This is a genomic window from Gracilimonas qinghaiensis (genome assembly GCF_046602855.1).
Classification (GTDB): Bacteria; Bacteroidota; Rhodothermia; order Balneolales; family Balneolaceae; genus Gracilimonas.
The window spans coordinates 1059315-1084814 of sequence record NZ_JBKINJ010000001.1; the positions used below are offsets into that span (position 1 = coordinate 1059315).

The window sequence follows — 25500 nt, forward strand, 5'->3', positions numbered from 1 at the left end:
GAATATGAGCGGAGCAAATATAATAACCTTAGAGTCTAAAGGCTTACTCTTCTTCGTCTTTTGATAACAAGGCCTTTCGTGATAATCTTAGCTTATTACCAGGCTCTACCTTGAGCAACTTAACTTCAATCTCATCACCTACGCTCATGTATTGACTTACATCTTTAACATGTTCGTGAGCAACTTCAGAAATATGAAGTAAGCCGTCTCTTCCAGGCGCTATCTCAACAAATGCACCAAAGTCCTTAATGGACTTAACTTCACCTTTGTAAGTAGCTCCTTCTTCGAGCTGACCCGTAATTGCTTTGATTCTGTTTTGAGCTTCTTCAGCTTTTTCAAGACTATCGGCTGAAATGGTGATCTTACCTTTTCCACTTTCGTCTTCTTCGATCCAGATCTCAGTATCTGTCTCTTTCTGAAGTGTTTGAATTACTTTACCACCAGGTCCGATAACTGCACCGATCATATCACCGTCAATCGTCATATTAATAAATTGCGGAGCAAATTCGGATAGTGTTTCACTTGGAGTAGAAATGGTTTCAGCCATTTTACCCAGAATGTGTAAGCGTCCTGTATGAGCTTGCTTAAGGGCTTCTTCCATTACTTCAAAAGAAATTCCCTTCACTTTCATATCCATCTGGCAAGCCGTGATACCATCAGCGGTACCGGCTGTTTTAAAGTCCATGTCTCCCATGAAATCTTCTTCGCCACGGATATCAGATAGGACAACTGAATTATTATCTCCAACTATCATTCCCATTGCAATACCTGCAACCGGTTTCTTAAGTGGAACACCGGCACTCATAAGTGCCATCGAACCACCGCAAACAGATGCCATCGAAGATGAACCATTTGATTCAGTAATATCAGAGATAATTCTGATAACATATCCGAAATCGTCAAAAGATGGCATCATCATTCTTAAAGCACGTTCTGCAAGGTGCCCGTGACCGATCTCTCGTCTACCAGGTCCTCTTAGGAAGCCAGCTTCACCGACAGAGTATGGTGGGAAGTTATAATGCAGATAGAATTTTTTGTCCTCCTCGTCAAACAGTGTATCTACACCCTGTGCATCTTTTTTGGTACCAAGGGTTACAGAAACAAGTGCCTGAGTTTCACCGCGAGTGAAGATCGCAGAACCGTGTGTTCTTGCGAGATACCCAACCTGTGTCCAAATATCACGAACATCTTCAGGTGAGCGACCGTCAATACGGCGTTTTTTCTCTAATATCATATTTCGAAGTTCTTCCTTCTCAATATCACCTAAGATATCTTTGATGGTGTCAACTTCTTCTTCATACTCTTCTTCAAGTTCGGCAACTACAGAATCTTTAGCTTCTTTAAGCTTCTCGCTATATTCTTCTTTGCCAAGCCCGATGTTCACTACTTCTTTGATCTTATCTGTAGCTAATTCACGAACTTTATTTTCGATCTCTTCAGGATAGCCTTCAGCAACAAATTCACGTTTAGGCTTACCGTATTCTTCTCTCAGTTCCTCCTGAAATTCACATAAAGTGATAATAGAAGCGTGAGCTGCTTTTATAGCACCAAGCATTTCATCTTCTGAGATCTCTTTCATTTCTCCTTCCATCATCAAAACAGAATCGGCAGTACCACCAACGATCATGTCGATGTCACTTTCCTTCAACTCAGAAAGCGTTGGGTTAATGATATATTCTCCATTAATTCGGCCAACTCTAACTTCTGCCATTGGTCCTTCAAACGGTGCATCTGAAATATGTAGAGCAGCTGAGGCTCCAAATCCACCAAGCACATCACCATCGTTTTCTCCGTCTGAAGAAAGTACGCTAGAGATGATCTGTGTTTCACATAAATAACCTTTTGGGAAAAGCGGGCGAATACTACGGTCGATCAAACGACTGGCTAATACTTCTTTTTCTGAAGGACGACCTTCACGTTTCATGAATCCTCCGGGGAAACGACCACCGGCTGAAAAACTTTCTCTGTGATCAACAACCAGAGGGAAAAACCCTTGACCCGGTTTTGGTTCTTTTGCACTCACAGCGGTACATAATACCTGGGTGTCACCCATACGAACCACTACAGCGCCATCGGCTTGTTTGGCAATTCGCCCTGTTTCTACTGATAGCACCTTTCCCGGTGCAAATTCTACACTTCTTATTTGTTCTTTCATTTGTCTTCTTTGTCTTTTGGATTTACTGAACCCTGCCAACAACAGATAAGAAATGTACCAGAGGCAGGATAAATTGAAAAAGGCTCCAACATCAGGAGCCTTTTATAACGAATAAACTTATTTACGGATACCGAGTTCTTTGATCAGTTCTCTGTACTTCTCGATATCATTCTTCATGAGGTAGTTTAACAACCTTCTTCTTTTACCTACCATCTTCAACAATCCACGACGAGATGCGTGATCTAATTTATTGTCTTTTAAATGTTCGGTCAGGTCATTAATTCTTTTGGTTAGAAGGGCTATTTGTCCTTCAGTGGAACCCGTATCAGTTTCACTTTTCCCAAACTTTTTAAAGATTTCTTTTTTTTCTTCTGCGGTTATGCTCATTGCAATGGTTTAATTAGTACTTGTATAAATCGATTTATAGTTTTTAAAGATAGGGGTTTTTACCGTAATGGACAATGCTACTCCTTATTAATTATGAGGGAATTCATTCAATTGACCTATCAACTCCAAACTATTATCCTTATCCCTGTTCAATTGATCTTTTAACTCATCAACTCCATTAAATTTCATTTCATCACGAATTCTGTCAATAAATCTAACCTGTATGGTCTGCCCGTAAATATCTTTCTCAAAATTAAAAATATGCACTTCTAGCGTTTGTTTCTGGCCTTCAAAGGTTGGTCTGACACCAATATTCATCATTCCTCCATACCACTTATCGCTAACTCTGACTTTCACAGCATATACTCCATTTTTAGGAATAACCTTATTCTCGTGCTCAGGTTTGAGGTTTGCTGTTGGGAATCCTATAGGCTTTCCTCTTTTGTCTCCGTGTGCCACTATTCCGTTTAGCAGATAACGACGGTTCAGATATTCAGCGGCTTTTTTAACATTCCCTTCTTCGGATAATGTCTTTCGTATTAGGGTACTGCTGATCGTTACATCTCCCATTTCGTGCTTGGAAACCACATGTGAATCAAATCCAAGTTCTTTACCAAGTCTTTCGATGGTTTCAATAGTGCCTTTCCGATCCCTTCCAAACTGATGGTCGTATCCTATAACAAATTCAGAAACACCGACCTTCTCGTGTATGATATCGCGAACAAATTCTTCTGAGGTGAGCAACGAGAAATCCCGGTCAAAGGGTATGACCAACAATATATCCACACCTATATCTTCAAGTAATTCACACCTTTCTTTAAGCGATGTAAGCATCTGAATACCGCTTTTACCGGGATTGATTATCTCTCTTGGATGGGGGTCAAAGGTAACAACGACGCTGCGCGCTTTACGTTCATCAGCTTTCTTTACCACTGTATCAATAAGTGCCCGGTGACCTCTGTGAACGCCATCAAAGGTACCTACAGTCAATACCGTATTAGGCACATGATCAATGTCTTTAAGTTCTATTAGTCTAGCCATATCTCCTTAAGTCTATCTCCCATTTCGTGAGGTGTCAAAGCATCCTCTACCAGATAATGCCCGATTGACGTTCTTTCCAGTTTACTTAAGTATGCTTTTGAATCTAAGGCTTCACCAAGGTCTCTGGCAAGCGACCGGATATAAGTACCCTTGCTGCACTTTACCACTAAGGTTAATATTGGAGGCCGGAACCCTAAAATATCAAATTCGTGAAAGGTAACTTGCCTTGGGGCTCTTTCAACGGTCTGCCCTTTTCTTGCAAGTTCATATAACTTCTTGCCACCATATTTAAGAGCGGAGTACATTGGGGGAACCTGATTTACAGTACCTTTAAACTCAGCTTCAAGTTTACTGAGTATTAGTTCCTGGGTAATATGTTTACTCGTCGCTTCTTCATCAACTTCACCCTCAGAATCGTAGGTCGTGGTAGATTTCCCAAAGGTAATTTCTGCAACATATGTTTTTGGCAGATCCTGTATCATTGAAATAGATTTTGTGGCTTTACCACAACATAGGATCAAAAGTCCGGTAGCTAAAGGATCTAGAGTTCCGGCATGTCCGGTTTTCTTTACTCTGATACGTTTACGGAGGAATTTAACGACATCAAAGCTTGACCATTCAAGAGGCTTATCGATAAGAAATATAGCACCTGCTGCCAGATCAGTATCTTTATTGGGTAAATTATATCTACCAAATACCGGAATTTCTTCTAAAGGAAGTACTTTAGCCATTTACTCAGAGTCAGAACTGTCCTTATCTTCTTCAGGGATGTCTATCTTGTTGAAGATCTTTTCGATCTTGTTCACATACTCTGCTGTATCATCCTGGTAGAAGTGCAATTCAGGTATCTTTCGAACCTGATTTTTAATTTTTGAGGCAAGTTCAAACCTGATCTCAGGAATACTCTCATCCAGAAATTCATAAACCGGCTTATCATCTCTTCCGGGAGCAAACACACTTAGATAAACTTTTGCGATAGACAGATCATCAGTCATGATCACATTGGTAACTGTAACAAAAGTGCCATCCGGTTGATAGGATTTCTGGATAATATGACCTAAGTCTTTTTTAATAACTGCAGCTAGTCTTTCTGGCCTGAATCCCATTACTGAATAATTAAGTGAGTGATTCGATTCGAATGAAATGAAAAAAAATTCGGCTCATAACCAGTATGGCCGAATCATTAAAAATATATTAACCGGCTGAGTCTTCCAGTGTTCGTTTCTGTTCAGTGATCTTATAACTTTCGATATTGTCACCTACTTTAATATCATTGTATCCTTTGATACTTATACCGCATTCGTAACCGGAAGTAACTTCTCTAACATCATCCTTAAATCGTTTCAATGCATCGATCTCTCCATCATAAATGACAACACCGTCACGAACGAGTCTAATCGGATTATTTCTTTCGATCTTACCTTCGGTTACGTAGCACCCTGCAATAGTACCAACTTTGGATACTTTAAAGATCTCACGGACCTCAACAACACCCATCATCTGCTCTTTGATCTCCGGTGAAAGAAGACCCTCAAGTGCATCTCTTACCTCATCTACCGCATCGTAGATCACGCTAAATAATCTGATGTCGATCTCTTCCTCTTCAGCTAATTTTCGTGCCTGAGAAGTAGGTCGTACCTGAAAACCGATTATAATAGCATCAGAAGCAGATGCTAAGAGCACATCCGATTCTGAAATAGCACCGGCTCCTGTATGAATGATGTTCACAGCTACTTCGTCGGTACTCAATTTCTGGAGTGAACCGGAAAGTGCTTCAATAGAACCATCCACATCAGCTTTAACAATAACATTAAGTTCAGATATTTCACCAAGTGCAAGACGACGAGAAATATCATCTAGTGTCACATGCTTGTTCTTACGCATTGCTTGCTCACGTCTGATCTGCATCCGTTCACTGGCAACCTCTTTTGCTATTTTCTCATCCTCAGCTACTAACAGTTTATCACCTGCTTGAGGCATATCGTCAAAACCCATCAGCTGTACGGGAGTAGAAGGACCGGCCTCTTGAACTCGTTTTCCAAGATCATTCTCCATAGCACGGACACGTCCAAAACAAGGTCCGGCAACAAACGGATCTCCAACTTTTAGTGTACCGCCCTGAACTAACACGTTGGCTACAATACCTTTTCCTTTATCCAAACGCGCTTCAAGTACAACGCCATCAGCACGTCTTTCAGGGTTTGCCCGAAGTTCGAGCAATTCAGACTCTATCAATACTTTTTCAAGCAGATCTTCGATTCCCTGACCCGTTTCGGCCGAAACTTCAGCATATTGAACTTGACCACCGTATTCCTCAACGATCACATCATGTTCTGCCAGCTCAGCTTTAATACGATCCGGGTTAACACCCTCAAGATCCATTTTGTTGATAGCAACAACAATTGGTACACCGGCTGCCTTGGCATGATTAATAGCCTCAATGGTCTGGGGCATAACTGAGTCGTCACCGGCAACAACCAGAATCACAATATCTGTAGCCTGGGCACCACGAGAACGCATCGCTGTAAAGGCCTCGTGACCAGGGGTGTCAAGGAAAGTTATCTCATTATCATTATGAACTACCTGATAAGCACCAACGTGCTGGGTAATACCACCGGCCTCACCGGCTGCCACTTTTTCTTCACGGATATAATCAAGTAAAGATGTTTTACCGTGATCAACGTGACCCATAACTGTAATGATTGGCGCACGTGGTTTAAGATCTTCCTCGTCATCTTCTGGAATCGTAAGGTCTTCATCAATTTCTTCAGCATCAATAAACTCAACTTCTTTACCAAATTCTTCGGCAACAAGTTCAATAGTTCCCGCATCCAGTCGCTGATTGATCGTGATCATCAGACCGATCGACATACAAACAGAGATAATATCGTTTACACCTACATCAAGAAGATCAGCCAATTCGTTAGCAGTGATGAACTCGGTAGTCTCGATAATATCGGATTCGAGTTCTTCCATTTCCTGCTGCTTTTGCAGTTCCTCCTCGCGTTCCTCCTTACGTTCCCGCCGACGTTTTGAGCGTTTACTGCCAACCGTTTTAGAAGACTGCATCTTCTTCATGGTCTCACGCATCATCTTATCAACGTCAGTCTCGTCTATCTCAGTTTTCTTCTTGCGTTTTTTCTTGCTTGTCTTCTTAGAACTGCTGTCGTCTTTTTTGGATGAGTCGTCTTTTCTGTCCTTTCTTCGCTTACGCTTCTTGCGAGTTTTTCTCTGAGCAATATCAGATGTAAATGACGCCTTGCCTAATACTTTAGTTCCTTTTAGTTTACCGGCAGACCCACGGATAACTTCTTCTTCGGTTTCTTCCTCGTCTTCGTCGTCCTCATCCTCTTCATCTTCTACCTCTTCCTCATCACTTTCAACTTCCGAGTCGGATTCATCTTCATCTTCAGACTCTAATTCATCCTCTTCGTCTTCAGCGTCTTCTTCTTCATCTGTATCTTCAGCTGTTGCAGCTATTTTTTCCTCAGCTTCTTTATCTTTGTCTTTAACAGCTGATTCTTTGGCATCAGGTTTTTTCTCACCATCATCTTCTTCATCAGTCTGTTCAGACTTGGTAGTTTCCTCATCATCAGACGATTCTTCATCAGAAGACTCAGTTTCTATTTCTTCTTCTTTAGAATCGTCTTCTTCTGACTTGGACTCGACAACTTCCTCAACATCTTCCTCAGGCTCAAGTTCTGGCTCTGGCTCTGGCGTTAAATCCTCTTCGGGTTCCAGATCAGGAGTTTCATCTTCAGGTTCCAAGCCAATACTTTCTTCGATGGGTTCAAGCACATTATCAATCGTAACACTGTCGTTACGCTGATTTTTCATCTGATTTCTGCGGCTTTCATACTCCTCTTTGGCTTTTTCGTGATCTGCACTCTTAGCCTTATCGTCTCCATAAACCTGATCAAGTACCGAGTACATCTCAGGTGTTACCTTGAAATTTGGACGATTCGTTGCATCAAACCCATTATCTGTCAGAGTATCCACAATTGATTGTGTGGCTACGTTGAATTCAGAGGCAACTTTAAATAATGGTTTAGGTCTTTTAGACGTCATATATAATTTTTAAATGTGAGCTTTATAAACTAAGAATTTTTATTCGGAATTGCCGATTTAAGCCTCGTCCTCAAATTCGTACGCAATTACACTCATAATTTTCTCAGCAAGCTCTGGATCTATTTCTTCGTTCGTTCTGCTAACTAATTCTTCTGCATTCAGTTCAAGTACTGCTCTTGCAGTATCGCAACCGATATCGTGTAGCATATTTATTACATCTTCACCGAAATCAACAGCAAATTCATCGATATCTATATCATCTTCGGCTTCAACTTCGCGGTAAACATCTATTTCCACTCCGGCTAGTTTTGAAGCAAGGCGGATGTTTACGCCACCTTTACCGATAGCTTTTGATACTTCATCGGCAGGCACCAATACATTTGCATGCTTATTCTCTTCATCTAATTCCACTTTCAATACTTCAGCAGGTTGAAGAGCCCGTTTAATAAATTCAAATTTATCAGGGGTGAAATTAATAACATCAATATTCTCATTCTGCAACTCGCGAACAATGGCATGAATACGAATTCCCTTCATACCAACACAAGCACCAACAGGGTCAACACGTTCATCGTGTGAAAGTACTGCAACTTTTGAACGATCGCCGGGTGCACGTGCGATGCGTACTAATTCAATGATACCATCAAACACTTCAGGGATCTCATTTTCAAATAACCTTTCAAGAAAAAGCTCTGAAGTTCTGGAAATGATAACCGTAGGATTGCCATTTTTCATGCGTACTTCAGAAACAACAGCACGTATGGTATCCCCTTTGCGATATCTGTCTTTATAAATTTGCTCACTTTTTGGCAGCAAAAGTTCAATGCCATTGTGATTAACCAAAATATCCTTATTCTGTCGTACCTGATATACATCACCGAGTATGATCTCTCCTACGCGATCTGTATAATCTTCATAGATATTGTCTTTTTCGATCTCACGAATTCTTTGAGCAAGCTGCTGTCTGGCCATTGTCACAGCGCGTCGACCAAAGTCTGTTATCTGAATTTCCTGAGCCAATTCATCATAAAGCTCAATATCAGGATCAATTTTCTTAGCATCTTCAAAGGTGATCTCAGCCACAGCATCGGTAAGCTCATCGGCAGGTACAACTTCCTGAACATGAAGAATTTGTATTTCTCCCCGGTCAGCATTCAGGATAACCTCGAATGCATCATCAGACTCGTATTTTTTTCTGATCATCGTTCTAAAAACATCTTCCAGGATGGAGAGTAACATATCCTTGTCAATGCCCTTCTCATGAGCGATCTCTGCAAATGAGGAGATGATCTGTTTTGATAATTCGTTCTGCATTAGTCTTGTAAGATTAAATTACGGGGATAATTTTGGTTTCAACTATGGCATCAAACGGAATCTTTTTTTCAGTTTCATCTTCATCCGTTATGGCAACCGCTTCATCCGTGATGCCAGTTATAACACCTTCAATTTTTGTGTACTCGCCCTCTTTGTTTTTGAACTTAATAGTAGCGACTCGTCCTTCGTTTTTCCTGTACTGACGTTTATCACTTAATGGTCTGCTTAAGCCGGGTGAAGAAACATTCAGCCGATAGCCTTTATCAAAAAGGTCATGGGCTTCGATTAAAAATCCGAGTTCCTTACTGATATCAGTGCATGTATCTATGTTAACTCCACCTTCTTCGTTGTCAAGAAGAACCCAAAGTTCTGCCAGACCGCTACCGGTTTTAAGCTCAACATCTACTACAAAAAGACCCTTCTCCTCTGCAAGAGGTTCAGCTAAGTCTTTAATATTTTTAATGATATCTATCTGCATTTTCAATAAATTCTGAAACAAAAAAAAGCGAGTGCCTTCCGACGCTCACTGCTCTCCTAAGTTAGGCTTATTTCGCCTAAATTTCAATGAATCAACGAGAATGAGAATATAATCATTTTATTATGATTCTCTTTTAATCTAATTTATAAACTCTTACTCAAATGAAGTCAACGGTTAAAAGAATGAAATTACCTATGAATGCAACTATCACCTCAATTGTAATAATCTCACTGACTCTATTATTCGGAGTATCATGCACATCAGAAAAAGAAGAGAATGCAGAGAAAAAAGCAGGAAGATCACTGAATTTCACTGAAAATGTAACCTTTCTGAATTCATCTGATAATAAAATATCAACTATACGGGTTGCTGTTGCTGATGATCAGGAAAAAAGAAATCAGGGCTTGATGGATGTAAATGAACTGCCAAGTGATGCAGGAATGTTATTTATATTTCCTGAAGAAGAGCCTCTAAGTTTTTATATGGCCAACACCCCTCTCCCTCTCGATATCATGTTTGTGAATTCAGATAGTGTTATTGTTCGTATTCATCATAACACGGCACCTTTTAACAGTAAACAGCTTTTATCGGAAGCACCGGCCAAATTTGTTGTAGAAACAAACGGTGGTTATGCCATCTCTAATGACATAAGAGAGGGACACAAGATCAGGTTTTGACAGATCTGTATTAGATTAGACTTGTTCAATTTTTTTATAGGTCTCGAGAAACTCAGTAACCTTTTCAACATTATCTTTTGAACCTATGTAGACCGGTGTCTGCTGATGAATGGCATCAGGTTCTATTTCCATGATCCGTTTTGAGCCGTCTGTTGCCTTACCACCGGCTTGTTCTATGATAAAACTAAGTGGATTACATTCATACATCAGTCTCAGTTTTCCATTTGGGTACTTACTGCTGTGCGGATAAATAAATATCCCCCCTTTGATAAGTGTGCGATGAATGTCTGCCACCATTGACCCAATATACCTTGCAGTGTAAGGCCTCCCGGTATCAGGATCCTGTTCTTGACAATACTTGATGTATTTTTTGAGTCCCAGATCCCATGAGTTATAACTGCCTTCATTAATGCTGTAGATAGCACCATGATCCGGCATCTTTATACTTCGGTCACTTAAAATAAACTCACCGATACTTGGATCTAGAGTAAACACAGACACTCCCAAGCCTGTCGTGTATGCCAAAATAGTACTGGAACCGTATAATACATATCCGGCCGCTACCTGTTTAATGCCAGGTTGAAGTGCATCGTCTTCCTTCAGATTGCCATTAAACCTGGCTTCTCTCATATAGATCGAAAAAATGCTTCCAATCGACACATTCACATCAATATTTGATGAGCCGTCCAAAGGGTCAAGATATACGATGTATTTACCGCCTTGGCTGCTGAGTTTGACAATGCCGTCATTCTCTTCTGAAATAACCATACAGGTAATAAGTGACCGGTCTAAGGCCGATATCAATTGTTGATCAGCAAAAAGGTCCAGTTTTTTAACAGCTTCACCATGTATGTTCGTAGATCCATCTACACCAAGAATATTCGTAATTCCCGCTTTGTTGACCTCACGGGATATGATCTTGGCTGCCAAGCTGATATCCCTTAGCAACTGAGATAATTCACCGGTAGCACCCGGAAACCTGTTTTGCGATTGAATAATGTATTCTTCTAAGGTTTCAAGCCTTTTACTTTTAGAACTGTCCATGGATCATTTTAATTTTTGGAAGCGCTTTTCTACAAATATAAGGATGTTTTTCTCACAAAATCTTCTAAGAAATCTTAATCATTCAGAGCTAACTCTTTCAGCTCCTTAAAGATAGTTTGAGCCTTCAGCTTAAGTTCCTCTAAAGGTCCATCATTGTATACGATAAAATCTGCCAAATGGGTCAGATTTTCATAATCAGGTTGTTTACTGATCCTATCAGTGACGGCTTTTTGCGCAGTATCATCTCTTTTAGAAGTTCTATCCACTCTGACACTTTCATCTGCTAGTATCAGAATTACGTAATCAAGACCTTTAGGCCTGCCATTATTTAGCAATATTGCAGCCTCTTTGGCAAAAATATCAAACCCTTCTTTCTCTTTCCGAGCCGCAAGTTTATCGGTTTCCTCCCATAAAACAGGATGTACCAGGTTATTTAGTTCAGACACCCTGCCTTTCTCAAATGCTTCCTGAGCAAGAAAAGCCCTGTTAAGCTCCCCGTTTTCTAAATATGCTTTATCCCCGAATTTTTGTTTGATCTCCTTCTTGAGAGTCTCATTTTTTAACATTAGTTCTTTAGCAAAGTCATCAGCATAGAGAATATAAGCACCAAGTTTTTCCCACTCTCTGCAAAAAGTTGTTTTTCCTGAACCGATACCACCTGTTATTCCAACTTTGATCATGATATCAGTTTTTAAGATCCGTTAACTTTCGACTTCCTGAAGAAGATAGGCCTTTATAAATTCGTCCAGATCGCCGTCCATCACTCCATCCACATCACTCGTCTCATAATTGGTACGGTGATCTTTAACGCGCTGATCATCAAATACATAGCTTCTGATCTGTGAACCCCATTCATTCTTACTCTTTGATCCCTCAAGTTTGGCTTTTTCAGCTTCCCGGATTTCTTTCTCAAGTTCATATATTCGCGATTTTAACAAAACCATTGCTTTTTCACGGTTTTGTAACTGAGACCGCTCTTGCTGACATTCTGCAACCACTCGTTCAGTACGGCCATCGGAAAGCTCGCCTTCCCAGATCAAACGAACACCGGTTTCGACTTTATTCACATTCTGACCACCGGCCCCACTTGAATGAAATCGTTGTAGTTCAACTTCGCTCTCGTTTATATCTACTTCAATAGTATCATCAATTAAAGGAGCTACGAAAACCGAACAAAATGATGTATGCCTTCTCGCGTTACTGTCGAACGGTGATACCCTGACTAAACGATGCACTCCGCTTTCAGCTTTTAAAAATCCGTAAGCATTATCTCCTGAAACCTCGATGGTTGCACTTTTAAGTCCTGCAACATCTCCATCCTGATAATCAACTACAGAAACCTTAAATCCCGCTTTATCAGCCCAACGAGTATGCATTCGGTAAAGCATCTGAGCCCAATCCTGGCTTTCAGTCCCTCCGGCTCCAGGATTAAAATTAACGATGGCATCTCTGTGATCGTCAGGTCCACTAAGCATGTTCCGGAGTTCCATTTGCTCTAAAGCTTTCTCCAGTTTTTTATACTCCGTATTCAGATCACTTTCCACATCCTCACCCATTTCCTGAAATTCAAGAAATACGTTGATACTCTCTCTTAGTTCATCAAGTTTATCCCAGCCTTCAACAAGACTTTTTTCATGATCAAGTTCTTTCATTATGGATTGAGCCTTTGATGGATCATTCCAAAATTCAGGATCTTGTGTTTGTTCAGTAAGTTCTATGATTCTGACTTTTCGTTTGTCGTAGTCAAAGATACCCCCTAAGCGCATCAATACGCTCATAGAGTTCATTCAAGCGATCTGTATTTATTGCCATCTGTTATATTAAATCAATTATTATCTGCGAGTAAGCAGTGCACCGAGTACCAAACCGGCTACAAAAGCAACACCAAGACCTTGTTCAGGGTGTTTTCTTATGTATCGCCGGGCATTTCTATACTCGTGCTTAAGTTCTCTTTCCAAACCATCACGCTCATACTTAAGCCTGTTTAGCAAAGCATCATATGTTTCTTCAGCTTTGTCTTGAAGAGCTTCAGTTGTATCGTTGATAGTTTCTTCGATATCTTGTTTCGCTTTGGAATTCTTCTTAGTTGCAGCCATTACTCCTCCTATTTTTGAGTTACTTGAAAATACAAATTTAACTGTTAAAGTTTGAAGTCTTTCCAAACATTTAAATATATAAAGAACGCTTTTCTCTGGGTATAGGTCAATATTTCTGCACCTTATGTCAAATTTAAAAATTATAAGTAACCAAACTGTAACTGAGTCGTCATATTGATAAAGGAGTTAAAAACTTTAAGTATGTTATAAGTATAATCGACTTTACGACTATGACAAAGCTTAATGCAGAATAACGAGAATTCGGATAATCAAATTATTGATAATATTATCGCCGGTGAGCGTAGCAGGTATTCAGAACTGGTTGACAGTTATGCGCCGATGGTATTTCATGTTGTTCGTAAATTTGTAAAAGATGATGAGCTTGTTGAAGAATTGGCACAGCAAATCTTTGTCAAAACCTATGAGCGACTTGAATCTTTTAACAGGCGGTCTAAATTTTCATCATGGCTCTATGTGATAAGCATGAACCATTGTCGTGATTATATGAAAAACGTTCGCAGAGATAATAAAAATTTCAGTGAAATGGAATCTTATGAGATTGAAAATTTAACAATGCATTCTATTTCTCCGGATTATGAGATGGAAACTAAAGAAATCAATTTCATATTGTATGACGCATTGCAAAACATAACTTCGGATTATGCGAAGGCATTTTTAATGAAATACAATGATGGACTCTCTTATAAAGAAATGTCAAACCAATTGGATGTAAGTGTTAATGCACTGAAACAAAGAGTTCACAGGGCTAGGGCTGAGTTAAGAGAATTCATGAAACATAAAATGTAACAGAGTTATGGGTAATCAAGAACTACTTAGAAAATTTCTGGACAATGAATTATCGGCTTCTGAACAGAAAGATGCTTTACATTCTATAGCCGACGATGCCGAATTAAGAGCATCACTGCAGTTTGAATTGTTTATAAGACAATCATTTGCCGATCCGTCCTTCGATCATAAATCATTTGAAGTACCTGATAGTTTTTCTGATAAAGTAATGATTAAAATTGATCAGTTGGAAAAACTAGAAGAACAGGCAGAAAAAACACCCCTCATGACCGACTTCTTTATCTGGCTTCAGTCTATTTTTACCCCACGAAGTTATCAACTCAGTCCGGCACTTATAACTTTTGCAGTTACTTTGGTAATTCTTATCCCAGCACTTTCACTATATCTGTCACAAACAGATGCAAGAACCATCGTTCAAAGCAATGATATGGCTACAACACAAACTGTTGCCGAAAAAAAAGAATTAGTTTGGGTCAGGTTTATATATGTTGATGAAAATGCTGACAAAATAGCCATTGCCGGAGATTTCAATGATTGGGAACCTTATCAGCTTAGCGAACAGCAGGTAAATGGTAAGGATGTCTGGACCGGCTTTTTTTCTATGCCACGTGGTGAGAATAAATATATGTTTGTAGTGAACGGAGAAAAGTGGGTAACTGATCCCCTAGCAAATATGTATGAAGATGACGGCTTTGGAAATAAAAATGCAGTAATCTACCTATGAGGTTCAAATTTGTAATTATGCTAATGATAGGCTCCATATTGCCAATTTCATCTAACTCACAAGATGTTCAGACTACTATAACATCTGAGTTTAGAGTAGGGTATTCCACAAATACCTATCTGAATCCTTTTTTCTCTGAGTGGAATCGAACTTATGATTCCGGTTATGGTTTAAACTCCACATTTGGTCAGCTTTTTTGGGATAAAAATAAACATAAGTTTGAATTAAACGGTGGTTATGTATACCAACCATTTTTATCAGAACAACCAACATGGCACGGTTATTTAGCCTATGGAAAATATCTGTACGATATTAATCAAAACTTTAACGCAGGATTGATTATTGGCACCACTGCTTTCCAGTCTGATTTCAAAAGGAACCTTAGCTGGGTTCAACCTTACGTTACCTGGTTTCCCTCTAGTTATACCTCTTTTAACTTTAAGATAGGATCAAATTTCACGGATTATGTAAACCTACAAGATAGACCTGATGTCAAAAATCGATTTAATTCCTACAGTCTTGAATTTGAAAGGTGGTTCAATTTTCGATGGCAGTTAAAAGCAGGCATCTATGGCAATTTGGATAATTTAAGTTCACCACAAAATGGTCTTTCTACTTCGCTGTCTCTGGGACATTCTTTTTTAAACGGGATCAAATTAAGCTCCGAGATACAGTTCATCAATTATAGCACTGAATACACTACTATAATTGATGGCGGAAGTGGTCCTGGGGGGCCATTCACCCCACCGGGTGGAACAACTTCTGAAACACAATCTATTGATGATCAGATTTGGCGGCTCAAATTTGAAGGTACTTACCCGGTCTCAAAGAATATCTCTGCTTTTGTTTCTGCTGACCGGTTATTGTATCAATCCAGTTCACTCGAAACGGGAATTACAGATATTCAAATTTCAGGCGGATTCAGATTGTCGTTCGCACCTAATTTAAATTCACCACAAAAAAATATAGTAGAACCTAAGTGGAATTTAAAGGATGGAGAGTATCTCATTAGTATAAAATACCGGGGTGAAGGTAACCTATATGTTATTGGGGATTTTAATGATTGGGAAAGACCAGGTATCCCACTCAGAAAAACTAAAAGAAATAAATACGTTACCACGTTGAAGCTCGATCCCGGTATATATGAGTACAGGATTCTGGTCAAAAACGGTAATGAAGAAAAATGGCTTAAATTTTCAAATGACATATCAACAGTAAATGACAGCTTTGGTGGTGTCAATGCTCTAAAAATTGTTGACTAAGAAACTGATAATATCATGAAAATACTTAAATACATATCAAAGAAAATGGCTAAGCTTGCTCTATTCAGCTTAATACTGTCATTTCCTCTGTCTCTTTTTGCTCAAGAAAATTCGATTTCTATACTACACCAGAAATCTGCTGATTTAGGGATCGATGCCTCACATATCTCTAAGCTGCAAGAACGAGCTCATGAAAATGGTATTAATAATGATCAGCTTGCTCAAATACTTGAACCTGCCGTTACCCTTGCACAAGATAACCTTCCATTCGACATGATCCTTCAAAAGACATCTGAAGGATTAGCCAAAGGTGTTCCTGTAAATGTATTATCAAATGTTTTGAAAGGGTTACAAACCTCAACTCAAAATGCAGCACCTATAATCGATAGGTGGATGCAAAAGCCCGCAGTAAAAAATCTGGCTGGTGAATCAGGCTCGGAATCAGCACAAACTTTCAGAAACGACTTACTTAAAAGCTCCGCAAGAGCATTGAATCAGGGCTTTTCTAAAAATGTACTCAGTGGGTTCCTGAATGAGTTAGGAAATCAGGATCTTCTTTCAAATATCAGTAGAAATGAAGTGGTTACTTCAATAACGATTCTCCCTGATCTGCCAACAAGTGCCGAAAATCAAAAACTATCTGGTGAGCTTATAATTCGTTCACTTAAGGGTAGATTTGATTCAGCTGATTTACAAAAATTACCTTCTGCAATGAGAATAGCACAAAGCAGAGGCCAAATACCAGCCGGAAGTGTTGTAAATGGCATATTAGAACGAATAAAAACTGGGGCACCAGCATCTGAAATACTTCAAGGATTATTTGACGGTAAAATTCTGGCCGGACCTCCTTCAGGTTTACCCGGAAGGCCGGTGAATGCTGGAAGTGGGAATAATCAAGGCGGCAGTTAATTTCCCAAACAACTTATTTAACTTATCTGCCTACCTTTCCTACCGTTTCAGGCTCTTCAGAAATGTTTTTTTATCCCATCTGTATCACTCTTCTTTCTTTATAAAGAAAATGATTTAATTCAGTAACCAAATCCAAAGTTCGTCGTCGTATTAGTAAAGACACTTAATAACAAAACTCAAAACATCAAATATTATGTTTTACCCAAAAATGTTTAAAACAATAACAGCACTTGTTTTCACCACATTCCTGTTCATTGGTTGTGGAACTCAATCCGATAGTCGAACCGGTACTTTTCAGGTTCTTCTTCACGATGCACCTGCTCATTACGATGAGGTAAATGTATTTATAGAAAGCGTAGAAGTTAATAATAGTACAGGTGATGAAGGCTGGGTAACAGTAAGTACTCCAGAACAATCTTTTGATCTCTTAGAACTTACCAATGGCGTACTTGAACCATTAGGAGAAGTAGAATTAGAACCGGGCACTTATCAGCAAATTCGTCTAATTCTAAGCAGAGATGGACATAGTGTTGTAACAAACGGTGAAGTACATGACATGTTTATACCAAGTGGAGCTCAAACCGGTATCAAATTAAATGTTAATGCAGAAATTCAACCTGACATAACTTACACTATGCTTCTTGATTTTGATGCAAGCAGATCTGTTGTAGTAACTGGAACTGAAGTCTCCGGTGAAAACTACATACTCAAACCAGTTATAAAAGCAACTAACCAAGCAATAACAGGTAATATTGAAGGTATAGTAAGCCCGGCAGATGCAAAACCAGTTGTTTACGCAATTGCTAATGGCGACACATTATCTTCAACTTTTGCTGACACAACAAGTGGGAACTTTCGCTTAATAGGACTTGAAGAAGGTAGTTATACTGTATCTGTTGATCCTACAAATACAAATTACAGTGCTAAAGATGAATTAGGGGTAACAGTAATAGTTGATGAAACAACTGACATAGGAACAATATTACTGGAACAAAACTAATATTAAAATCTAGTTTAGTTAGTAAACCTGAATCAAAGCCTGCAATAAATTGCAGGCTTTTTTTATGGATGATAATCACAAAATATTAGAGTTTAAGCTTAATCCAATACAAGCTGATCTTTGTATTGTAACTCATAAAGTTTTTTATAAATACCCTCGTCTTTCTCAATTAATTCCTGATGGCTGCCAACCTCGCGAATAACCCCTTTATGCATTACCAGAATCTTATCCACGTGCTGAATAGTTGAGAGGCGGTGAGCAACCACAATGGAGGTTCTACCTTGCATCATCAATCGACTAGATTCTGTAACTAACGCCTCCGTTTCAGAGTCAACGCTTGATGTGGCCTCGTCAAGTACCAGGATCTCCGGATTGTAAACCAAAGCCCGTACAAAACAGATAAGCTGTCGTTGTCCCATTGAAAGTGAAGCTCCCCGTTCCGTTAAAACATAATCATAGCTGCCGGATAATTTCTCGATAAATCGGTGAGCTTCTACTTTATGAGCTGCATCAATTACTTGTTCGCGGTCAATATCAGGGTGGCCAAGTGTAATATTGTCTAGTATAGAACCTGAAAAAAGAGCGTTATCCTGAAGTACTAATCCAAAATGAGAACGCAGGTCTTTTAGGGTCAGATCTCTGATGTCAACACCGTCAATTTTGATGCTGCCTTTTTCAATATCATAGAACCTCATCAGTAGATTGATGATGGTTGTCTTACCGGCTCCTGTAGCTCCTACAATTGCAATATCTTCACCAGGTTCAGCTGTAAATGAAATATCTTTGAGAACATAGTCTTCACCCTCATTGTATTTGAACCATACATTTTGAAACTCGATCTTTCCTTTTGGATCCTTGATAGTTTTTGGATTATCTGTTTGAACAACTTCAGTATCTGTGTCAAGTACACCAAATATTCGTTCTGATGAAGCCAAAGCTGACTGCAGTGTATTGAATTTCTCAGATAAACCTTGAATCGGGCGAAAGAACTGTCGGGCATATTGGATGAATGCCAACAATACACCAAATGTCACACCATCCATTAGTGCTCTTGCGCCCCCATACCAAACTATTAAGGCCATGGCCAGACTTGCTGTTATTTCCACGATAGGCCAGAAAATTGCAAAATAGAAAATAGTATCAATGTAGGCATCCCTGTGACCGGCGTTGATCTTCTCAAATTTTTTACGTTGCTTTTTCTCTCTGTTGAATAATTGAACGACATCTATCCCATTGATGTGCTCCTGAATGAAAGAGTTTAGCTGTGCTATCTTATCCCTTACCTCCAGGAAAGTAACGCGGACCTTTGCCTTGAACCAGAATGTGGCATAGAAGAGAATAGGCAAAACCGTCAATGTGACCAAACTCAATTCCCAGTTCATGCTGAACATAAAGTAAAGGATAAATATGATCCTGAACATATCCCCAATAATAGCGACCACACCATCGGATAATAATTCACTTAGTGCTTCAATATCACTGGTGGTTCTGGTGATCAGTTTTCCGATCGGGTTCTTGTCAAAATATTGGACATTCAGTGTCTGGATCTTTTTAAAGACCGTGTTCCTCAAAGAGTAAAGAGCGTTCTGCCCAAACCATCGAGTGATGTAGGTATTGAAGACCAAAAGGATGAACTCACCCAGTAAGGCTCCTGCAAGTAAGGTGATGATCCACCAAAGACCTTCAAAGTCATCAGTTGCAATATACTCATCTACTGCGATCTGAGTCAGCTTTGGCCGGATCGTACCTAAATAAGAGGCAGATAAAGTTAGCACAATGGCCAACAGAATAAACCACTTATACGGTTTTAGAAAAAAATAAAGCCGCCGAATCAGAGTGGTATCGACGGCCTTAGAATCTTTAGTCTTGCTCACTTATTTAATTCATTAAAATCTATCAAAATCATCATCGTAAGATGATCTTGGAGTAATATTACGGTGAGATGACTCGGAATCCGAATCATCTTTTTTATCCTTTATTTTGGAACTATAGGTGCTGCTTCCGTACGTCTTACGTTTGTAATTTTTGCTATTACGGCTGTCAGAACGACTTGAACTGCCGCTTCTGCTACCTCTGTAATTACTTTTCCCTTTGTTTGGTCCACCTTTTCTGGAACGGAATTTCTTCTTACTGCCTTTGTGGTTTTTCTTTCCCTTATAATTCTTTCCTCCGGATTTATCATCCAATTCGGTGATCTCAACTTTTGGAGTGATAATCCCTCTTTCGTGCATTGGATCCGTAAAAATTGGGCGAAGCTCATTTGCCAGCCATGCCGGGTAAAACCCTTCACGAGCTTCTTTCAGAAGATCATGTGCGTTGGTGTACCTGGCTGAAAAGTGACCTATAACCAATAATTTTGTCTGTGCTTCAGTTGCCACACGTGCAGCATCAGAAGTGGACGAGTGCCCCGTTTCTCCGGCTTTGTCACTAAGATCATTACCAAAGGTTGCTTCATGATAAAGGATATTGGTATTCATCGCCAGTTTAACAGCATTAGGCGTGTATTCGGTATCAGTCACATAGGCAAAACTATCACCGGGACGAGGATGACCAACAATATCAGATGACTTAATAACTGAACCGTCATCTAAAGTAACATCGTTACCGGCTTTAAGATCTTTATACTGTTGATCTTGGGAAATACCCATTTTTTCAGCTTTGTCAGCATCAACTTTACCGGGTTTGTCTTTTTCCTGAAAGCGATATCCAACACAAAATTTATTGTGCTTCAATGGACGGGCTTCCACATAATATTCGTCAGAATCCATGACACGATCTACATCAATATCATCTTTGATCTCATGATAATTGATATCATAATTTGGCTGTATATCCGCAAATTTCAGATTCCACTCAACAAAGTCCTTAATGCCAACCGGACCTGTTATGGTCAATGGTTTTTCGCGGCGTTGTAATTGCAGGGTAGCCAATAATCCAAGAAGGCCAGAATAATGATCTACATCAAAGTGAGTGATAAAAATACCTTCTATTTTTGACCTCTTGATTCCCGCTTGCAACATGCGCATTTGTGCATTTTCGCCACAATCGAAAAGAAAGACACTGCCTTCTCTCCATAATGCAACTGATGGTAAATGTCTTATGGCTGTTGGGGTCGCCGACGCTACTCCTAATGGTACTACAATCATTTTATTTCTCCCGTGAGATATGATTTGAATGGGCATTGCTTTCAAACAAAAGCCCAGTTTTATTTTATTGTTTTAAATTTCTGCCAATTCCTGTTCAAGTACTTGCTTATTGTACATGGCTGTATATTTGCCATTTTTAGCTAACAGTTCTTCATGCGTACCTGTTTCTGTTATTTCTCCATCTTCCAAATAGTAGATCTTATCCGCATCTTTAATAGTTGATATACGATGACTAATCATAATAGTGGTTCTACCGCTAAGCTCTTGCCTTAAATGTTTTAATATTGCGTCCTCTGTTTTCGTATCAACGGCACTAAGTGAATCATCAAAGATCAATATTTTCGGATCTTTGATCAGTGCCCTTGCAATAGCTGTCCTCTGTTTTTGTCCTCCGGAAAGAGTAATTCCTCGTTCTCCGAGTATAGTCTGAAATTTTTTCTCAAAATCCAAAATATTCTCCTTAACCTGAGCCTTCTCAGCGGCCTGTTCAATAAGCTCTTCTGAAGCACTGTCAACTCCAAAAGCAATATTATCGCCAATGGTATCAGAAAATAAGAAGGTTTCCTGTGGCACAAAACCAATAGATCTCCTTATTTTTTCAAGTGACCAATCTTTAAGATCATGTCCATCGAGCAGTACCTTCCCTTCAGATGGATCAAATAACCTCGGTATAAGCTGAACTAAAGTGGTTTTACCGGCCCCCGTTCTGCCAACCAATGCTACATTTTCACCGGGCTTTATTTTAAATGACACGTCCTTCAATATATATTCACCAGAATCGGGATACTTAAAACTGACATGCCGGAATTCCAGCAGGCCCTCAACCTCTTTTTCTATCTTATCTTCCTTATTTTCGATGTTGACAGGTTCATCCAGCAATTCTTTTATCCTGTCCCAGGATGCCAGTGAACGCTGAAACCGGTTCGTGGTATAACCCAATGCAGCAACAGGCCAGGTCAAATAAGCTACATAGATCAAAAATTCTGCAATATTACCAACAGTAATTGTTCCCTCGATTACCATTTCACCACCCTTCCAGATAACAATGAGTAGGGATATTCCGATTAAAAAGTTGAGCCCGGGGTGAAACATCGACTCGATCATGTCTAGTCTGAGTTTTTTTTTCCTGTAATCCTCACTTTCATTCTCAAATAGTTCCTGCTCGTGGTCCACCCTGTTAAAAGATTTGATCAAACGAATGGCTGAAAAAGTTTCTTTTGCTCTTCCTGCCATTTTGGAATACTGCTCCTGAATAATAGTTGAGTGTTCGTGAATATAACCGGTTATCCAATAGGCAAATATAGAAATAAACGGCAGTGGTATTAATGCCCAATAGGTTAATTCTGCATTTACGATGAACATCATGGCAAGCACAAATCCAGCTCTTGTAACTGTATTAACACTATACATGATAACAGGACCATAATAATCGCGAACCTTGCCAACATCTTCTGTTGCTCTTACGTAGATCTCACCTGATGAATTTTCAGTGAAAAATCGCTGAGGCAACTCCATCAGTTTCTTTACTATATCATTTCTGATATCGAATTCAACCTTTCTGGATGTCACTATGAGGGTTTGACGTGTGGCAAATAACAGGATACCATATAAAACCACGGTACCTATCAAAATAAGTGAATTCTGAGCAAGAATGGCAGAGGCTTCTGTATAAAAAAGTGTTTCAAAGATACTTTCGGGTATCTCAAATCCTGCATCAGAAAGAGACTCAACCTCATCCATTGTTTGTCGGATAAGTACAGGTATCCAAATGAGAAAAAAGTTTGAAGCGGTCAAAAACAAAACACCCAGGATCATGGTGCTCTTGTACCTCTTCAGGTATTTATTTAATTCTTTTATTGCGCCCAAACCTTTCAAGGTGTTTTGGCTTTAGTGTTATTATTCTTTTTCAGATAACTGTATAGCCCAATGTCTTCCAAGATTCAGTCCAGACAGATAAGCTGATTCAACAGAATTACCCTTCATATATGAACCAACCAATGCCAGTGGTGTACCGTTTCCATCGGTTTCCATGAAATCATACGGCAACGAATCTCTTGTTTGACTGTATCTCCAGAAATGAAGTTGTTTCCAATCGGGGGATTCCGTCCATTTGCCAAGTATCGCACTCAATTGTTCTTGAATTATATCTGCTATGGCGTCTCTGTCCTTTCCAGTATATTTACTTGCAAATTCAGATGATGAATGAACAACTATTGCTTTTTTCCTAAGATCACGTTTTTTAGACTCATTTGAAATAAATTTTATGACCTTATCTTCGACTTCCATTGTAACCCAATCCGGCAGTTCATTATGGCTATAGGTAAGCATGAGAGTAAATTTAGGATCATATGTAACCTCTTCAAGATCTTGTATAAGGCTTATAATATCAGTGTCTTTCTCTATAGTTTTAAGTAATTCAACAGCTTGCGGGGCCGGTGTTGAGATAACAATAGCGTCTGCCGTTTTTGTTAAACCGGATTCACATTCCAGAATCCATTTTCTCTTTCTCCATTTCGAGTTTTGAGCATGAGTTAAACTGATCACTCTTTGATTGAGCTGGCTCTTTAGATCTCTTGCAAGGAATTTACCGATCGAATTCATTCCGTCAGGAGCAAAATATGTCTTTGATCTAAATTTATTCTTTTTAAGAACCTCATTACACCCTCTCTTTTTTAAATTACCCCTACATTTTTCTAGGATATTTACTTCAGAAAGCTCTTTCAGCAATACACTGAATTCGTCAGAATCAGCAGAAAAGTAAGGGACTCCATGATCCAGTTTTAAGCTTTTATCATTCTCAGCATACCGGGTTGCCATTCTTCCGCCATACCCGCGGCTTTTTTCAAATATGTTTATATCATGACCGGCTTTATACAACTCTCTACCCGCTACAAGTCCTGAAATTCCGGCCCCAATGATCGCGATCTTCATAAATTAGATCTGTTATCAATGACTTTTATGATCAGATCGCATATCAATCAATTTCAAAGAGTGTCACCCTTGGCTTTACGGCTGTTTTATCAAGTAAAGCCGGCCAGTACGCAACCACATCACTGGCTTTGGGGCGTCCACCTGCGAAGCCAGTAACACCACTTGGTCCTGTCAAAATCAGAGGTGCGATCTCCATACCGAATCGATTCAGGTCTTTTTTGTTTTCACCTGATAGCGATACCCTCAATTGAATTTCATCAAATTCTTTTTCGAGAGCCTCATCGGTTACTGGTATTTCTGAATTACCGTTATAGCCTATGTATTCGCTATGAAATTCATCAAATTCAAGACCAAGAAGTTCTGCACGGCCTTTTAGGATCTCTGCTCCCTTAACAGCTTTTTTTAGTGCCTCAGGCCAACAATAAACTAAAGTAGCTGAAAGTTTGTAGCCATCATTATAGCTTGCAGATACTTTATAGGTAGGAGTATCAGGATGGCCTTTTATTCCCGTGATCTTTACTTTGTTCTTATCGGTCTCTTCAACCTGAATGGAAGTAAAGTCAGCGATAACGTCCGGCGTAATATATTCTGATGGATCACCGATTTCGTACAGAAGTTGTTCCTTAACCGTCATTTCACTTATCAAGCCGCCGGTATCTTCATGTTTGGTAACATAAAAATCACCATTGGGGTATGCCTCAATTATTGGGAATCCGATATCAGTAAAATCTTCCACCTTATGCCAGTCAGTAAAATTACCGCCTGATACCTGCGCTCCACATTCGATGATGTGACCGGCAATGGTTCCCACGGCCATTTTATCCAGATCATCAGATTCCCAGCCAAATTCATGAATCATTGGTGCTAATGTAAGACCTGTATCAGTTACCCGGCCTGTAATGATCACATCAGCACCGGTTTGAAGCGCTTCCACAATTGGCCAACAACCAAAATAAACATTGGCACTGAGCAGCTCATCCTTAACTTCAGAAATTGGTCTGTCGTTGTCCATGTTATTCAAAGTATGACCATCTTTGATCAATTCATCTATCTGACCAAGAATATCATCACCGTCAACAACAGCAACTTTAAGATCAGTGTATCCTTTTTCTTTTGCAACTTTCAAGATCTCATCCTTGCATGCCATTGGATTTACACCACCGGCATTGCTGATCACCTTGACGCCATCATTTTTGATCTCAGGAAGCACCTGCTCTACCACCGAAACAAAATCTCTAGCGTATCCCCAGTCAGAGTTACGCATTCTTTGTTTCTGCATTATCGACATCGTTACCTCCGCAAGGTAATCCATTACGAGATAATCGATAGGTCCTTTCTTTGCCTGATTAACGGGTGCATTTGGGAGATCGCCCCAAAATCCTTGTCCTGATGCAATACGGATAAAATCTTTCATTTAAATACTTATTTATAACAACTTAGATTCAGATTGAATATCGGGAT

At 39.5% G+C, this 25500-nt stretch carries 23 protein-coding genes; 6 read left to right on the plus strand and 17 right to left on the minus strand.

All coding sequences use genetic code 11. From position 1 onward, the window contains the following. Nucleotides 1-43: 43 nt before the first annotated feature. From pnp to ACKGJO_RS04770, 8 genes are all read right to left on the minus strand, one after another. The gene (gene pnp, locus ACKGJO_RS04735; RefSeq protein WP_411322250.1) at nucleotides 44-2155 is read right to left on the minus strand and encodes a polyribonucleotide nucleotidyltransferase; all 2112 of its coding nucleotides are present in this window, start codon (nucleotides 2153-2155) and stop codon (nucleotides 44-46) included. A gap of 117 nt (nucleotides 2156-2272) precedes the next feature. Further along, the gene (gene rpsO / locus ACKGJO_RS04740) at nucleotides 2273-2542 is read right to left on the minus strand and encodes a 30S ribosomal protein S15 (protein ID WP_411322251.1); all 270 of its coding nucleotides are present in this window, start codon (nucleotides 2540-2542) and stop codon (nucleotides 2273-2275) included. Between the two features lie 87 nt (nucleotides 2543-2629). Beyond that, nucleotides 2630-3583 carry a bifunctional riboflavin kinase/FAD synthetase gene (locus ACKGJO_RS04745; RefSeq protein WP_411322252.1) on the minus strand — a complete coding sequence of 318 codons (954 nt, stop codon included), beginning with the start codon at nucleotides 3581-3583 and terminating at the stop codon, nucleotides 2630-2632. Then, nucleotides 3571-4314 carry a tRNA pseudouridine(55) synthase TruB gene (truB, locus tag ACKGJO_RS04750; RefSeq protein ID WP_411322253.1) on the minus strand — a complete coding sequence of 248 codons (744 nt, stop codon included), beginning with the start codon at nucleotides 4312-4314 and terminating at the stop codon, nucleotides 3571-3573. Before truB ends, ACKGJO_RS04745 begins: the two co-directional genes overlap by 13 nt. Then, nucleotides 4315-4689, minus strand: a complete 375-nt coding sequence (rbfA, locus tag ACKGJO_RS04755) for a 30S ribosome-binding factor RbfA (protein WP_411322254.1) — start codon at nucleotides 4687-4689, stop codon at nucleotides 4315-4317. An 88-nt stretch (nucleotides 4690-4777) separates the two neighbouring features. Next, on the minus strand, nucleotides 4778-7651 hold the full coding sequence (gene infB / locus ACKGJO_RS04760) for a translation initiation factor IF-2 (RefSeq protein WP_411322255.1): 2874 nt from the start codon (nucleotides 7649-7651) through the stop codon (nucleotides 4778-4780). Nucleotides 7652-7708: 57 nt separating this feature from the next. Then, complete coding sequence (nusA, locus tag ACKGJO_RS04765) at nucleotides 7709-8965, minus strand: transcription termination factor NusA (protein WP_411322256.1); 1257 nt, start codon at nucleotides 8963-8965, stop codon at nucleotides 7709-7711. A gap of 13 nt (nucleotides 8966-8978) precedes the next feature. After that, the gene (locus tag ACKGJO_RS04770; protein WP_411322257.1) at nucleotides 8979-9443 is read right to left on the minus strand and encodes a ribosome maturation factor RimP; all 465 of its coding nucleotides are present in this window, start codon (nucleotides 9441-9443) and stop codon (nucleotides 8979-8981) included. Nucleotides 9444-9625: 182 nt separating this feature from the next. Between ACKGJO_RS04770 and ACKGJO_RS04775 the strand changes: the two genes are divergently transcribed. After that, complete coding sequence (locus ACKGJO_RS04775; protein ID WP_411322258.1) at nucleotides 9626-10120, plus strand: DUF192 domain-containing protein; 495 nt, start codon at nucleotides 9626-9628, stop codon at nucleotides 10118-10120. 15 nt (nucleotides 10121-10135) lie between these two features. On the opposite strand, the gene fbp is transcribed toward ACKGJO_RS04775, so the two are convergent. The 4 genes from fbp to ACKGJO_RS04795 all read right to left on the minus strand — a co-directional run bounded on the left by fbp (nucleotide 10136) and on the right by ACKGJO_RS04795 (nucleotide 13260). Next, nucleotides 10136-11164: a class 1 fructose-bisphosphatase gene (gene fbp / locus ACKGJO_RS04780; protein ID WP_411322259.1), complete on the minus strand. Its 1029-nt coding sequence runs from the start codon at nucleotides 11162-11164 to the stop codon at nucleotides 10136-10138. A gap of 74 nt (nucleotides 11165-11238) precedes the next feature. Next, the gene (coaE, locus tag ACKGJO_RS04785; RefSeq protein WP_411322260.1) at nucleotides 11239-11844 is read right to left on the minus strand and encodes a dephospho-CoA kinase; all 606 of its coding nucleotides are present in this window, start codon (nucleotides 11842-11844) and stop codon (nucleotides 11239-11241) included. Nucleotides 11845-11865: 21 nt separating this feature from the next. Beyond that, nucleotides 11866-12976 (minus strand): peptide chain release factor 2 gene (prfB, locus tag ACKGJO_RS04790; protein WP_411322261.1). Its coding sequence is split into 2 segments (ribosomal slippage): nucleotides 11866-12909 and nucleotides 12911-12976, totalling 1110 coding nucleotides; the frame shifts between segments, so codons are not numbered across the junction. Nucleotides 12977-12996: 20 nt separating this feature from the next. Then, nucleotides 12997-13260 (minus strand): hypothetical protein, encoded by a 264-nt coding sequence (locus ACKGJO_RS04795; RefSeq protein ID WP_411322262.1) that lies wholly within the window; start codon nucleotides 13258-13260, stop codon nucleotides 12997-12999. Nucleotides 13261-13503: 243 nt separating this feature from the next. Between ACKGJO_RS04795 and ACKGJO_RS04800 the strand changes: the two genes are divergently transcribed. The 5 genes from ACKGJO_RS04800 (at nucleotide 13504) to ACKGJO_RS04820 (ending at nucleotide 17962) form a co-directional block, all read left to right on the plus strand. Further along, nucleotides 13504-14067 carry an RNA polymerase sigma factor gene (locus tag ACKGJO_RS04800; RefSeq protein WP_411322263.1) on the plus strand — a complete coding sequence of 188 codons (564 nt, stop codon included), beginning with the start codon at nucleotides 13504-13506 and terminating at the stop codon, nucleotides 14065-14067. A 7-nt stretch (nucleotides 14068-14074) separates the two neighbouring features. Next, nucleotides 14075-14791 carry a hypothetical protein gene (locus ACKGJO_RS04805; RefSeq protein WP_411322264.1) on the plus strand — a complete coding sequence of 239 codons (717 nt, stop codon included), beginning with the start codon at nucleotides 14075-14077 and terminating at the stop codon, nucleotides 14789-14791. Next, nucleotides 14788-16053 (plus strand): glycogen-binding domain-containing protein, encoded by a 1266-nt coding sequence (locus tag ACKGJO_RS04810; RefSeq protein ID WP_411322265.1) that lies wholly within the window; start codon nucleotides 14788-14790, stop codon nucleotides 16051-16053. Before ACKGJO_RS04805 ends, ACKGJO_RS04810 begins: the two co-directional genes overlap by 4 nt. Before the next feature lie 15 nt (nucleotides 16054-16068). Beyond that, nucleotides 16069-16962, plus strand: a complete 894-nt coding sequence (locus ACKGJO_RS04815; RefSeq protein WP_411322266.1) for a hypothetical protein — start codon at nucleotides 16069-16071, stop codon at nucleotides 16960-16962. A gap of 193 nt (nucleotides 16963-17155) precedes the next feature. Next, nucleotides 17156-17962, plus strand: a complete 807-nt coding sequence (locus ACKGJO_RS04820) for a DUF4382 domain-containing protein (RefSeq protein WP_411322267.1) — start codon at nucleotides 17156-17158, stop codon at nucleotides 17960-17962. 98 nt (nucleotides 17963-18060) lie between these two features. Here ACKGJO_RS04820 and ACKGJO_RS04825 read toward each other — a convergent pair whose 3' ends face one another. The 5 genes from ACKGJO_RS04825 to ACKGJO_RS04845 form a co-directional block, all read right to left on the minus strand. Then, nucleotides 18061-19836, minus strand: coding sequence for an ABC transporter ATP-binding protein (locus ACKGJO_RS04825; RefSeq protein ID WP_411322268.1), 1776 nt, complete (start codon nucleotides 19834-19836; stop codon nucleotides 18061-18063). Nucleotides 19837-19848: 12 nt separating this feature from the next. After that, complete coding sequence (gene rnz / locus ACKGJO_RS04830; RefSeq protein WP_411322269.1) at nucleotides 19849-21108, minus strand: ribonuclease Z; 1260 nt, start codon at nucleotides 21106-21108, stop codon at nucleotides 19849-19851. Nucleotides 21109-21180: 72 nt separating this feature from the next. After that, entirely contained in the window at nucleotides 21181-22974 is a 1794-nt protein-coding gene (locus tag ACKGJO_RS04835; RefSeq protein ID WP_411322270.1) for an ABC transporter ATP-binding protein, read from the minus strand. Between the two features lie 30 nt (nucleotides 22975-23004). Further along, nucleotides 23005-24039, minus strand: a complete 1035-nt coding sequence (locus tag ACKGJO_RS04840; protein ID WP_411322271.1) for an NAD(P)/FAD-dependent oxidoreductase — start codon at nucleotides 24037-24039, stop codon at nucleotides 23005-23007. Between the two features lie 43 nt (nucleotides 24040-24082). Further along, nucleotides 24083-25453, minus strand: coding sequence for an acyclic terpene utilization AtuA family protein (locus ACKGJO_RS04845; RefSeq protein ID WP_411322272.1), 1371 nt, complete (start codon nucleotides 25451-25453; stop codon nucleotides 24083-24085). Nucleotides 25454-25500 lie beyond the last annotated feature (47 nt).